The organism is Aliikangiella coralliicola (genome assembly GCF_007004725.1).
GTDB classification, from domain to species: domain Bacteria; phylum Pseudomonadota; class Gammaproteobacteria; order Enterobacterales; family Kangiellaceae; genus Aliikangiella; species Aliikangiella coralliicola.
In genome coordinates, this window is sequence record NZ_ML660167.1 from 130,285 (window position 1) to 143,085 (window position 12,801).

At 42.1% G+C, this 12,801-nt stretch carries 11 protein-coding genes; all 11 read left to right on the top strand.

Annotated features, from left to right (window positions below; genetic code table 11):
- Positions 1–26: 26 nt before the first annotated feature.
- The 11 genes from tssJ (at position 27) to FLL46_RS18320 (ending at position 12,799) form a co-directional block, all read left to right on the top strand.
- The gene (gene tssJ, locus FLL46_RS18270; protein ID WP_142932789.1) at positions 27–521 is read left to right on the top strand and encodes a type VI secretion system lipoprotein TssJ; all 495 of its coding nucleotides are present in this window, start codon (positions 27–29) and stop codon (positions 519–521) included.
- Between the two features lie 127 nt (positions 522–648).
- A complete protein-coding gene (gene tssK, locus FLL46_RS18275) occupies positions 649–1,983 on the top strand; it encodes a type VI secretion system baseplate subunit TssK (protein ID WP_142932790.1) in 1,335 nt (444 codons plus the stop codon).
- A 29-nt stretch (positions 1,984–2,012) separates the two neighbouring features.
- Positions 2,013–2,966 (top strand): type IVB secretion system protein IcmH/DotU, encoded by a 954-nt coding sequence (icmH, locus tag FLL46_RS18280; RefSeq protein WP_210418748.1) that lies wholly within the window; start codon positions 2,013–2,015, stop codon positions 2,964–2,966.
- A gap of 21 nt (positions 2,967–2,987) precedes the next feature.
- A complete protein-coding gene (gene tssM, locus FLL46_RS18285) occupies positions 2,988–6,545 on the top strand; it encodes a type VI secretion system membrane subunit TssM (protein ID WP_142932791.1) in 3,558 nt (1,185 codons plus the stop codon).
- Positions 6,546–7,265, top strand: coding sequence for a type VI secretion system-associated protein TagF (tagF, locus tag FLL46_RS18290; RefSeq protein WP_142932792.1), 720 nt, complete (start codon positions 6,546–6,548; stop codon positions 7,263–7,265). It abuts the gene before it with no gap.
- Between the two features lie 14 nt (positions 7,266–7,279).
- Positions 7,280–8,035, top strand: a complete 756-nt coding sequence (locus FLL46_RS18295; RefSeq protein WP_142932793.1) for a PP2C family protein-serine/threonine phosphatase — start codon at positions 7,280–7,282, stop codon at positions 8,033–8,035.
- A 29-nt stretch (positions 8,036–8,064) separates the two neighbouring features.
- Positions 8,065–10,824 carry a bifunctional serine/threonine-protein kinase/formylglycine-generating enzyme family protein gene (locus FLL46_RS18300; RefSeq protein ID WP_142932794.1) on the top strand — a complete coding sequence of 920 codons (2,760 nt, stop codon included), beginning with the start codon at positions 8,065–8,067 and terminating at the stop codon, positions 10,822–10,824.
- A 32-nt stretch (positions 10,825–10,856) separates the two neighbouring features.
- A complete protein-coding gene (locus FLL46_RS18305) occupies positions 10,857–11,090 on the top strand; it encodes a hypothetical protein (protein WP_142932795.1) in 234 nt (77 codons plus the stop codon).
- 64 nt (positions 11,091–11,154) lie between these two features.
- Positions 11,155–11,772: a MotA/TolQ/ExbB proton channel family protein gene (locus tag FLL46_RS18310; protein WP_142932796.1), complete on the top strand. Its 618-nt coding sequence runs from the start codon at positions 11,155–11,157 to the stop codon at positions 11,770–11,772.
- The gene (locus FLL46_RS18315) at positions 11,772–12,296 is read left to right on the top strand and encodes an ExbD/TolR family protein (RefSeq protein ID WP_142932797.1); all 525 of its coding nucleotides are present in this window, start codon (positions 11,772–11,774) and stop codon (positions 12,294–12,296) included. Before FLL46_RS18310 ends, FLL46_RS18315 begins: the two co-directional genes overlap by 1 nt.
- The gene (locus FLL46_RS18320; RefSeq protein ID WP_142932798.1) at positions 12,293–12,799 is read left to right on the top strand and encodes an ExbD/TolR family protein; all 507 of its coding nucleotides are present in this window, start codon (positions 12,293–12,295) and stop codon (positions 12,797–12,799) included. The genes FLL46_RS18315 and FLL46_RS18320 overlap by 4 nt, the downstream gene beginning before the upstream one ends.
- Positions 12,800–12,801 lie beyond the last annotated feature (2 nt).

Here is a 12,801-nt window from a genome sequence, read left to right on the forward strand (position 1 = left end):
TAAATGTTAACAGTTTTAAGGGAGATATGATGAGTAAATTGCGTTTTGTGAAATATTGGTTTTCTGGAATTTTAGTTCTGTTGCTTACATCTTGTACATCTTTGAATACCAAGGTCGGTGGATTACTCAATCTTGATACCGATTTGCAACTGACATTTACCGTTAACGCAGATGTTAATCCCGACGACAACAAAACACCGTCGCCACTTATTATTAGAATGTATGAACTGAAGTCACCAACTCAGTTTAAGAACGCCAATTTCATTGACATATACGAAAGAGACGCAGAAATTCTCGGCGGCGATATGCTAACCAAGCAAAGCTTAAAGCCAGTGCAACCGGGAGAAAACCGAAAAGAAAGCTTTGTGTTGAGTAAAGAAACCAAATATGTCGGATTATTTGCAGAATTTCTGAAATATAAAGATGCGAAATATAAATTAATTATTCCGGTTGCGCAGACAAACGTGGTTAGTTCCTCTGCAAAAATTCAGTTATCAGGGAACCGAATCATAATACTATAAATCTCGGTTTTATCGAGCGTGGTTTTATTGTTCACAGTATTATCAATTTATTTTGACTGTGAGTTTTTTTGTTTCGCTAGTCAAAACGAGTTTGCAGATAAAATAATCAATATTCAGGCAATTACATATGTCATTAGATAGTAAAGTCGTTTGGTCAGAAGGGATGTTTCTCAATCCCCACCATTTTCAGCAACAAGATCGTTATTTTGAGCGCTATATAAACGGTAAATGTTCCGCATATGGTGCTTATGGATGGGGGATCCATGAGATTGAAATTGATCAGGAATTACTTAAATTAGGAAAAGTGTCAATCATTAGCGGCAGAGGCGTTTTTCCTGATGGAACGCCTTTTAGTTTTCCCGATCAATATGAGCGTCCAGCAGTATTAGAAGTGCCGGAAAATACCCATCAGAAAGTGGTCTATTTAGCCATTCCGGTAAGACGCCCTGGCGCCGTTGATGTACTGACTAAAAATGAAACACAAGGACTAGCTCGGTATTATTCGTCGAAAGAAGATATTCGAGATGTATCATTTGACGGCGGAGAAACCATCGAAATTGACGTTGGGCAATTACGTTTACGTCTTTTATTAGAATCTGATGATCGTAGCGGCTATGCCACCATTGGTATTTTAAAAATCAATGAAGCACGAGAAGATAAAAATGTGTTGTTAGATGATAAATATATTCCAACTTGTCTGGATTGTTCAGCTTCGCAAAAGCTTGTGGGATTCCTGTCAGAATTGGTTGGTCTGTTACATCACCGTGGACAATCGATTGCCGGTCGATTAGCTGATACACAACGAGGCGGTACTGCTGAAGTGGCGGATTATTTGATGTTGCAAATGGTTAACAGGTTAGAGCCGCTAGCCATGCATTTATCGCAAATGAAAGGGTTGCATCCATTGCAACTTTATACTGAAGTCGTGCAAATGATAGGGGAGTTTTCAACTTTTGTCGCTGAGAATAAACGCCCACCTGCATTGCCGCCTTATTTACACGATGATTTAACCACCGCTTTTGTGCCGGTGATGAATTCATTGAGGCAATGTTTGAGCATGGTTTACGAACAAACGGCTGTGTCATTACCATTAGTTGAGAAAAAGTTTGGTATTCGAGTTGCACAAATTCCCGATCGATCTTTGCTCAACAATGCCATGTTTATATTGGCCGTTCGAGCCGATGTGCCAGAGAATACTATTCGCTCGCAGTTTCCCGCACAGGTAAAAGTTGGGCCGGTAGAACGAATTCGACAATTAGTGAACGCGGCAATGCCGGGTATACCGTTGAAGCCCTTACCAGTTGCTCCTCGGCAAATTCCGTTTCATGCCGGTTTTAACTATTTTGAGCTTGAACGCAGTAACGACTTTTGGAAAGAGCTTAATCATTCAGGTGGCTTCGCCGTTCATGTCGGTGGTGATTTCCCTGGGCTAGAGCTTGAGTTTTGGTCTATTCGACTGTAACGCTTTTAGTGAATTGTAAGGAGTAAAAGATGTCTTCAGATAGGCCTGATAATCCAGACAAAACAGTCTTTAGGCAACCAGTCAGAAGAGGGGATGGAACCGTTGTGAGACCGGTGCCCGGTGGACGCGCGCCAGGCGGACAATCGCCTGACCCCAGAGGAATGGAAGAACGCCAGCCGCAACAACAACCCGCATACATGCAACAGCCAGCAACCAATTATCAATCAGCACCGCAAAACGCTGGCTCTAATCAGTTTTACACCAGTGACGGCTTAAACCCTTTGGTCAATGCTGCATCGGTACTTTTAGCGGTATTTTCTAAAACTCGAGATTCTATTAACCATCCTAATGTCGGTGGTTTACATCAGCAGTTAGAAAAGGAAATCAAGGCATTTGATACCAAAGCAAGAGCACAAGGCATTAAGTCAGAAAAGGTGATTGTTGCCAGGTATGTGTTATGCACCATTCTTGATGAAGCAGTCTTGAATACGCCTTGGGGTGCAGAAAGTGCCTGGACCCAAAGAACCCTGTTGAGCATGTTTCATAATGAGACCGGCGGCGGCGAGAAGTTTTTTGCAATACTGGATCGAATGCGGGAATCTCCCGCTGAAAACCTGGACTTCTTAGAGTTGATGTATATATGCCTGAGTCTTGGTTATGAAGGCAAGTACCGGGTAGTGGCCCGCGGAAGAGATAACCTGGAGCAATTAAGAGATGATCTGTTCCAGATAATTCGTAGTCACAGAGGGGATTACGAGCGCTCACTGTCACCACGATGGCAAGGTCTCGGTAAGATACGCAACACGCTTTCGAGCTATATGCCCATGTGGGTAGTTGCCAGCGTTGTCGCCGGAATAATGGCGCTTAGCTATTCTGGGTTTAGATATTGGTTACACCGTTCAACTAACCATGTGGCTAGTCAGCTTGTTGAAATTTCCGAAACTGATATTACTGCGAAACCTAAACAGTTAGATGAAAAATAAATCATTCGATCTGAGAATTTCATGAAAAAAATTGTAGCGTTTTTTAAGAATAGAATTGTGATTTCGGTCTTCGGGCTGATTGTACTTTCTTTGTTAATTTGGTTTGTCGGACCCGCAATCAAGTTTGGTGAAAATAATTTTGCGCCGCTAGGTGGCGAAACTACCAGGCTATTAGCCATTATAATAATTGCTGTTATTTGGGGACTGAATAATTTACGAATACAAATTCAGGAAAACAAAAATAACAATGAATTAGTGAGCGATCTGCAACAGGGTGTCGATGATAAAGGTGCGTCGGGCTCAGATATTCTTCAGGATCAAACCTCTGAAGAAATGAATCAGATTGGGGAACGATTTTCTCACGCCTTGGCGACTTTGAAGAAACTGAAATTTAAAGGGCGCGGCGCAAAAGCCGCTTTGTATGAATTACCCTGGTATATTATTATCGGCCCGCCAGGCTCTGGAAAAACGACGGCATTGGTTAACTCAAGCTTAGATTTTCCACTTGCAGAACAATTTGGAAAGGGAGCGCTTCAGGGCGTTGGCGGCACTCGAAATTGCGATTGGTGGTTTACTAATGAAGCTGTGTTGATTGATACGGCCGGACGTTACACGACACAAGATAGTCACAAGGTAATTGATAGTTCTGCCTGGGAAGGTTTCCTTGGCTTGCTTAAGAAACATCGGCGTAGAAGACCCATTAACGGCGCGATTATCACCATTAGCCTACAAGATTTATTAACCCAAACCGAAGAAGAACGCATTAAGCACGCCAAAACCATACGAACACGTATTGATGAGTTAATGGATAAACTGGAAATTCGTTTCCCGGTTTATTTAATGTTTACAAAATGCGATTTAGTATCGGGCTTTACCGAGTTCTTTGAAGATCTTAACAAGGAAGATCGAGAGCAGGTATGGGGTGTATCGTTACCGAATGCACCCAAAGATTCTGAAGCACCAGACTTCAGTTATTTGAGTACCGAATATCATTATTTAGTCAAGCGACTTTATGACAGGGTATTGTGGCGTGTCCACCAGGAACGTGACGTAAAACGTCGTAGCGCTATTCAAGGATTCCCGCAGCAAATGGAGAACTTGAAAGGTATTCTCGACCATTTTGTGCAGCAGACTTTCGTGAAGAATCGTTACCGGTTTCAACCTTATTTACGCGGTATTTATTTCTCTAGCGGTACACAAGATGGTACGCCGATCGACCGTTTAATGACTTCAGTTTCTTCGAACTTTGGTTTCAATCGCGATACTGTTGCGTCTTATCAGCAACAAGGAAAAGGTTATTTCCTGGGGCAATTGTTCCGTCAGGTTATTTTTCCAGAGTCTGAGCTTGTCGGTTCCAATCGCCGCCACGATAATTTCATTAAATGGTCGCAAAGAGCGGCTTACGTCGGTATGGCAAGTATTGCGGTTATTATGCTCATCGTGTGGGCTGGAAGTTTTGCTCGTCACGAAGTTTATATGCATGAAGTGGAATCTTACGTGGCAGAATTTAATGCCGAGAAAAAACGAATTAAAGCATGGACAAGTGACATCAGGAATACCTTACCGACACTAAATGCGCTAGCGAAAGCGAGTGTTGTTTATGATCAAGAGCAACATCCTTGGCTGTCTGGTTTGGGCATGTATGATAGTAATGTTGATGATGCCGCGAATAAAGCTTATGAGTTTCAACTAACTCAATTATTTTTGCCGAAGCTCATTAAATATATTGAAATATATTTAAAACGAGGACATAGCGGCGGCGACCTTTATAGTACCTTCCGAACTTATGTCATGTTCAATAAGTTAGAACATATGGACAAACAGTTAGTAATCGACTGGTTCACTGCTAAATGGGAAAAACAACTCGAAGGACAAGCGACAAAAAGGAAAGAACTGGCCGCACACCTAACCGCTTTACTGGATAAGCCGTTAGCTTCGTCAGAGCTCGATAAAAATTTACTTTCATCTACTCGAAACTTGTTATTGCGGGTACCGGTTTCTCAACGAATTTATGAGCGCATTCGCACTAATCCGAAGTATTCACAAGAAGTGGATTTATTCTACGAATTGGGCGAATCAGTAAGAGAGTTTTATGTTGATAGTCCTGCGGTGACCAAACAGCTTTCTGTGCCTTTGTTGTTTACTAAAGAAGGTTATGAAGATATCGATTTTTCTCCCGATTCGAGCGTTATTTCAAGCATTGTAAACGAACGCTGGCTATTAGAAGATGATGAAAAGGCTAAGGTCGATTTTATCCAGGATGATTTGGATGAGATCAGTGAGAAAGTGAAAGACCATTATCTGGCAGATTACAGCGCCTATTGGCAAAAGGTTTATGAAGTGCTAGAAGTAAAACCATTTAAGGACTTAAGGCAAAGCAGCGAGGTGCTATCGAGTTTTACTGACCCGGTGTATTCGCCGCTACTTTCAATTCTACATGTTGCCGCGAGTAACACCCAGTTATCAAACCAGACTGTTGCGAATTTGGCTTCAGATCATGGTAAAAACCGAACTGCAAAACTGGCGGATTCCGAGCTGGTCAGCGCCAACTGGACAACGGTCGATCGGCAATTTCGAGATCTCAACGAGTTAATCAGAGAGTCATCGAAAAAGCCTGCTGCCGTTAATGGCATTATTGCAAAAATTGCGCAGTTACAAGAGTTTGTTAATCAAATTACCCTGGCGCCAGATCCTGCTAAAAAAGCATTTGATATTGCCAAAATTCGTTACCAGAGTGGTTCTGGTAATGCCGTTTCTTCGCTGCGCGCCTATGCTCAAAATATGCCGAAGCCAATCAGGCGTTGGTTGATAAAAATATCTGACGAAACCTGGCGAGTGATACTGCGTTCGGCGCATCAACATATTAATATGGAATGGCGAACGCGAGTTTATGAGCCATACCGCCAAGCCCTTTCCGGTCGATATCCAATCAGTAGTTCTTCGCAAAGCGAAGTCGCCTTACACGATTTCATCGAGTTTTTTAAACCCGGCGGTACGATGGACGCTTTTCACCTGGAATATATCAAACCTTTTATTAACACCCGAGACGGGTGGCAAAATCGTAGCATTGATAATTACAGTTTAGGACTTTCTTCCGATACGATTACGCAGATTAGAAGAGCGTTACAAATAAAGAATATATTTTTCAGAAATAACGCTGAGGTGCCTAGTTTAACATTTATGTTAAAACCCCATTTTATGCCGAAAAATGATGCGCGATTTATGTTAGAAGTCGGTGACGCTCGCCTTTCATACAGCCATGGTCCGAAGTTCTGGAATAACTTGAAGTGGGCGGGGAATGACGAGCAAAATCGGGTTCGTATTGTGTTTGAAGATCTAAATGAACAACAGCATAGTAAAACCTTTGAAGGTCCTTGGGCGTGGTTTAGATTAATGTCACAGTCAAAGTTGACAAAAACATCTCAGTCTAATGTTTATTTGGTCACATATGATGTTAATGGGCGAGCGTCGAGTCGTTCGAGCAAACATGAAATTACCTACCAGATCAAAGCGAAGAGCGTTAACAATCCATTTAAAAATAATTTGTTAGGCACCTTTAGATGCCCAGAGAGGATTTAAGTGGATACTGAAAAACAAATTGGGGTTTATGGTAAGCTGCCGTTGCATGGTGATTTTATTCACCGAAACTTACCAACTGCATTTATTAACACCTGGGATAACTGGTTGCAGTTGTTTATAGCCGGATCTAAAGAACAGATGGGCGAAGATTGGTTAGATATTTATTTGACCAGTCCAATTTGGCGCTTCGTACTTTCTGCCGGTGTTATCGATGAACATCATTGGGCTGGGATAGTGTTGCCGAGTGTCGATCAGGTAGGGCGTTATTATCCTTTTTCCATCACAATGCCGTTAACCGCTTCGATTAACCCACTGGAATTCCTTTCATTAAATTCTAACTGGTACGAGCAAATTGAAGAGCTAGCTCTGCAAGCACTCGACGAACAATTTCAGGTGGATGAACTGGTCGAAGCTGCAAGCGCGGTAAAAAATAATTTTGTTTTCAGTTATCAGAAAACAGGACAAAGAATGGAGGGGAATTCCTGGCAAGTGAATATGCAGTTTGAAGAAGAATTGCCGATGTCAGTCTATGCTCATTTATTGGATTCTGTGTTGTTAAAAACAATGAGTAGCTATAGCGTTTGGACCACGAGTGGATCTGAAAGAATTACTCCATGTTTGTTCAGTGTACAGGGATTGCCTTCGGTCAATAATGTTCCAGCGATGATGGATGGACAATGGTCTCACTGGGGCTGGCCACAAACTTATGTTGTTAAATAAGCGATCAGGTTGATATGAACGATATTACCATAAGGCGTCCTGTGCGGTGGATTAGTGCGGAAGAAACTAACGTCGGCGCAGTTCGTCAGGAAAACGAAGATTCGGTTATCTCTGTACCTGATATAGGTGTTTGGGCGGTTGCTGATGGAATGGGGGGGCATGACGCCGGAAATGTTGCCAGCGATATGATCGTCAATGCGCTCAGTGAAATAAAACGAGAACATAAATTAAGTGATTTCGTTGCCAAAATTGAAGACGAAATCATTGACGTTAACCAGCGTCTGCAAGAATATTCAGAAATTATGCTTGATGGAAGAATCGTTGGCAGCACTGTGGTCACGCTTTTGATCAAGGGACGTATTGGGGTTTGTTTATGGGCGGGAGATTCCCGTTTGTATCGTTTTCGAAATAATCAGATAACGCAGATTAGTTCTGATCATAGTCATGTTTCTGAACTATTGAAACACGGCTCCATCACCGCCGAGGAAGCTGAAAACCATCCTGAGTCGAATGTCATTACGCGAGCGGTTGGCACTTATGAGGAATTACTTCTTGATATTGATATTTTCGAAGTGAGGGTTGGTGATATCTATTTACTTTGTAGCGACGGCTTATACAATTCAGTGAATGAGGAGACTATTGTAAATTGCATTCGAAATAACAACATAGAGTCTGCGGTTGAAAAGCTGATTGAAATATCCTTGCAAAATAAGGCGGCTGATAATGTATCGGTTATCCTAGTGAAAGGTGTCCACAAAAGTGTCGTTTAAGTTGTATTGCAGGAGCGCGAGTATTTATCATGGCTAATTTTGATGATCAAAATGACGGCAGGGATCCCAATAAAACGGTTTTTAAAAACGTCAGACAAAACGCTGACGACTCGGCTAGTTCAAAAATCTCTGAGCAAGTCGGTGTTAAAGATAGGACCGATATTGAAAATAAAGATTCGCAGAAAGAGCTGGAGACTGCGCAAGATAAAACTGTGTTCGTTAACAAAAAAACAGTTAACGCAAACTTGAATGACAAAACTCAGCTTGCAAGCCGACCAGCTAACCCCAATGCAACAGTCATCAAAAAAACAGAGACTCCCATATCTCAGGGTCATGATTCTACGCGGTTTAAGGCACCTGACAAAAAGCCAAAGGCTCAAGTTGAAAAACACAATCAGGTTGAAGAACACAATAGAACACAGGTAAAAAAGCCATCTCCACAAGAACCGGTCGAACCACGTCCGATGCCGTCGACCACCGCAACAGGCTCATATCTTCAAGTATTAAAGGATCGCTTTGTACTCGAAGAAGTGCTCGGCGCGGGCGGAATGGGGGTTGTTTATAAGGCGAAAGACAGGTTAAAGGTCGAAGCCAAAGATAGCGATCCTTATGTGGCGATCAAGGTACTTAGCGAGGAGTTCAAGTCACACCCCGAAGCCTTTATTTCGCTGCAAAGAGAATCAAGAAAAACACAACGCATCGCTAACCCAAACACTGTGAAAGTTTATGACTTTGACCGTGATGGCGATAACGTGTTTATGACTATGGAATATCTCGTCGGTCAGCCGTTGGACCAAATGGTAAAACAATATCACGCCACTGGATTGCCGCGGAATGAAGCCTGGAAAATATTGTTAGGCATGTGCACAGCGCTGACTCATGCACATGAAGAAAATATTGTGCATTCTGATCTCAAGCCGGGAAATGTCTATGTGACTGAGAATGGAACCGCGAAGATATTTGATTTTGGTATCGCGCGCGCGGTCGCCAACATTGACCGACATACCGGTGAGAATTTAGATCGAACCGTATTTGATGCGGGCAATTTAGGCGCATTAACGCCTGCTTATGCCAGCCTGGAAATGCTTATGGGGCATACACCAGATACGCGAGATGATATTTATGCACTTGGCTGCGTTGCTTATGAGATTTTAACTGGAGAACATCCCTTTACCCGGCTTCCGGCAGACGAAGCTTTTAAGAAAAAACTGAAGCCCAAGCGCATACCTGACATCAATAAACGTCAATGGAAAGCCATTGAGGCTGCGTTAGCATTTGAGCGTAAAGATCGCATTGAGTCGGTAGAAGAATTCCATAAGCAATTAACCGCCAAGGGCAAGGCGAAACCGGTTGTGGCGATAGCAGCGGTAACGCTTATTGGTATCTCACTTTTTGTATTTAACCAATTTATCGAAAAACCTGTGACTGAAGTTTCCCAGTCGGAAATACGGGATGAGCTGGAATTTGAAATACGCTATAAGTTGTTCAAAAAAAATATTGAGGAGCTATTGGCAAATCCAAGTTTTTCTCCAGAGTGGGAAAACACAATGTGGAATAATATTGAAGGCGTAAAAGGGATATTCGAGGGCGAGCCCGATGAATGGTATGTCACCACCAAAACGAAAGTTTACCAACTTTATATCGATAAAATTAACGAGGTGATAGAAAAGTCTAACTTTGAATTCGCGACGGGGTTAATTGATAACGCTTACCGCTATACGAATGATCCCAGTGAGTTAGATGAATCTAAAGTTAAGTTGGCAGATATGATACGCCAGGAACAACTGCGCCGAGAAGAAGAGAAACGGTTGGCACAAGAACAAGAAAAAGTTAACAAAGCCAAACAAAAGCAGACTGCGGAGAAACGTAAGCAAAATAGTTTATTTAATGTCGCTAACGCGAATGTTAACAAACATCTTGAATGTGCATCGACATTGAATATGAGAGATTTTAAAATTGCGATCGAGAAACTACGTTCTATCGATCTTGCCCGGTATAAGAAGCTAGAGGGGACGATAACAGATCAGCTTGCACAGTGTATTACAGCGATCGGCAAGATTAACCCGGAACACGCCAAAGATTCCAAGCGTTATGCACTTCGTATCTTTAAAAATAATTCGGCGTTAACTGCGGTCACAATTAAACCCAGAGACGACTGTAACTCAGCCATTGCCGGTTTAGGTGCGCGAGGAGAACGAGCTGTTTGTCGGGACAAATTTCAAAATGGCGGCCTTGGTCCGACGTTAGTTGTCATCCCAAGTAACAATCGAATTAAGTCATTTGCGATTGGAAAATATGAAATTTCATTGGCTGAAATCGAAAACTATTGTAAAAAATCAAAAGAATGTAGTATGCAGGCCACCGGCAACAAAAACTTACCGGTTACTAAGGTTAATATTGAAACGATTTCAAATTACTTGAAATGGTTAAGCAAGACTACCCGTAAAAAATACCGTTTACCGACCAGGCGAGAGTGGGTCTATGCGGCAAAATCTAATTCGAAGAATAAGCTTGATTCGAATAGAAATTGTCAGCTTAGTACCCGTGGTATTGAAAAAGGCGGAGAACTTGTAAGAACAACAACGGGTCGACAAAACGCCTGGGGGTTGGTGAATTATGCGGGAAATGCGCAAGAGTTAGTGTATGATACCGGCAGAAAACTAGTGGCTGTTGGTGGGTCATTTAAGTCATCGATGGAATCTTGCAACCCAACAACAATTACCAGTCACTCTGGAAGTCCCGATGAAGTTACCGGGTTTCGAGTGGCGCGAGAATTGGCCGATAATTAATGCGGCTAAATAACGAGCGAATAGTATACCGAATGATGAGTATTTTAGATTTTTCAAGACAACTAAGAGAGCTGGTGGAAGATTACGCCAATGAAAGGGTTGCCTTTGAAGATTATCGTGCAAAAAGAAAAGAAATTTTGGATGAAATTGACTTAGAAAAGAACGGGATAGATTTAATGAATGATAGTCAAACAAATATCAACGCCTCTAAGATAAATAGCAGAGTCGATCGACTTATCGGAATGTTAAAAAAGGATGAGGAATGATGAGTCGTCTTAATAATAGTTGCCAATTTAATTTATCTGTAGAGTGTAATCAGAGGGTGTCGTTATGGAAATAGTTAAATTATTCCAAGCTGGGGGATCTTTCATGTATCCCATACTTGTCGTGTTCGCCATCGGCGTTGCCATTGCGTTGGAGCGTTTTTTTTATTTAACAAAGACAAATCGCATTACCAACAAACTTTGGACCGAACTTGTGCCAATGCTAAAAGCGCTGGATTTTCAACGGGCAATTAAACTGACCAGTACAGTGAAAACACCCATGGCGAATGTACTCAACTATGGATTTTCGCAACACAGCGAGAACAAGCGCCGTGAAATTATTGAGTCGGCCATGGAAGAAGGTATTATGGATGAAATGCCAGAGTTGACACAACGCACTCATTACCTCGCGACTTTCGCAAACATCGCAACGCTCTTAGGGCTACTTGGAACAATCGTAGGGCTTATCCAAGCATTCACTGCAGTGGCTGAAGCTGACCCAGCAGAGAAAGCCGACTTGCTATCAGCGAGTATTTCTGTGGCGATGAATACCACGGCATTCGGATTGATGGCCGCGATTCCATTACTACTGGCCCATTCATACCTCGTGACGAAAACTGCTCGATTGGTTGATAGTCTGGAAAAGGCTGCGCTTAAATCACTTAATTTGATGGTCAGGGATTAATGAAAAAAAGGGGATTAAAACACTTACAAGAAGCAGAAGAACTGAATATTACCGCTTTTCTGAATTTGATGGTGATATTGGTTCCTTTTCTGCTGATTACTGCGGTGTTTTCTAGAATGACAGTGCTTGAGCTAAACCTGCCTGCGTTGGATGCTAAGGCAAAACCTCAGGAAAAAGTGAAGCTGCAATTAGAGTTGGTGCTGAGAGATCAAAGCTTTGATATTCAAGATGCCAATCTTGGTGTGATAAAAAAGTTTGCGCGAACCAAAGGGGAGACTCGATGGGATTTGTTTACTGATTCGTTAGTTGAAATAAAAAGCAGATTTCCAGAAGAAGATAGTATTACTTTATTATTAGAACCTTCTATCGATTATAAAACCATGATTAAGGTCATGGACCGAGTGCGAAGTGCTGATGTGGTGTCAGCGCTCAGTGTTGAAACCGTTATTTTATTTCCCAATATTTCCATTGGCGATGCGCCACCAGTTGTTACTGATTCACAAACTGAAAGTGGTCAAAAATGAAAAATTCTAAATTAACCGGTCGTCTGAAAAGAATGGAGCATCTTGAGGGACTGCATAAGCGGAAAGGACTCAACCTGGTTTCGTTGATGGATATTTTTACCATATTAGTCTTTTTCTTATTGGTGAGTTCAGGGACCCAACAGTTACCGAATAGTAAAGATATGAAGCTACCCCTTTCTGTAGCAGATAAAACGCCGAAAGAGACATTGGTTATCGCGATCACGAAAGAGGATATTTTAGTTCAGGGTAAAAAAGTTGCTGCGATTTCTCAAGTCCTGGAAAGTAACGATGCGGTTATCATTGCATTAGAAGAAGAACTAAAATTTAGAAGTTCAAACAGCTTACTGGCGCAGACAGATAATTCGGCAGGACGTGCTGTGACAATCATGGGAGATGAAAATATTTCTTATCAATTACTAAGAAAAATTTTAGCAACTTGTCGGCAAGCGAATTACACTCGAATCGCATTCGCAGCATTTCAGGCTGCAAAATCTAAGGGCTAACT

What these genes read in the sequence shown, in the direction of transcription:
- tssM (WP_142932791.1), top strand. Translation starts at nt 2,988, where the DNA reads ATGAAAAAAATTGTAGCGTTTTTTAAGAATAGAATTGTGATTTCGGTC.
- FLL46_RS18295 (WP_142932793.1), top strand. Translation starts at nt 7,280, where the DNA reads ATGAACGATATTACCATAAGGCGTCCTGTGCGGTGGATTAGTGCGGAA.
- FLL46_RS18315 (WP_142932797.1), top strand. Translation starts at nt 11,772, where the DNA reads ATGAAAAAAAGGGGATTAAAACACTTACAAGAAGCAGAAGAACTGAAT.
- FLL46_RS18305 (WP_142932795.1), top strand. Translation starts at nt 10,857, where the DNA reads ATGATGAGTATTTTAGATTTTTCAAGACAACTAAGAGAGCTGGTGGAA.
- FLL46_RS18300 (WP_142932794.1), top strand. Translation starts at nt 8,065, where the DNA reads ATGGCTAATTTTGATGATCAAAATGACGGCAGGGATCCCAATAAAACG.
- tssJ (WP_142932789.1), top strand. Translation starts at nt 27, where the DNA reads ATGATGAGTAAATTGCGTTTTGTGAAATATTGGTTTTCTGGAATTTTA.
- FLL46_RS18320 (WP_142932798.1), top strand. Translation starts at nt 12,293, where the DNA reads ATGAAAAATTCTAAATTAACCGGTCGTCTGAAAAGAATGGAGCATCTT.
- FLL46_RS18310 (WP_142932796.1), top strand. Translation starts at nt 11,155, where the DNA reads ATGGAAATAGTTAAATTATTCCAAGCTGGGGGATCTTTCATGTATCCC.
- tssK (WP_142932790.1), top strand. Translation starts at nt 649, where the DNA reads ATGTCATTAGATAGTAAAGTCGTTTGGTCAGAAGGGATGTTTCTCAAT.
- icmH (WP_210418748.1), top strand. Translation starts at nt 2,013, where the DNA reads ATGTCTTCAGATAGGCCTGATAATCCAGACAAAACAGTCTTTAGGCAA.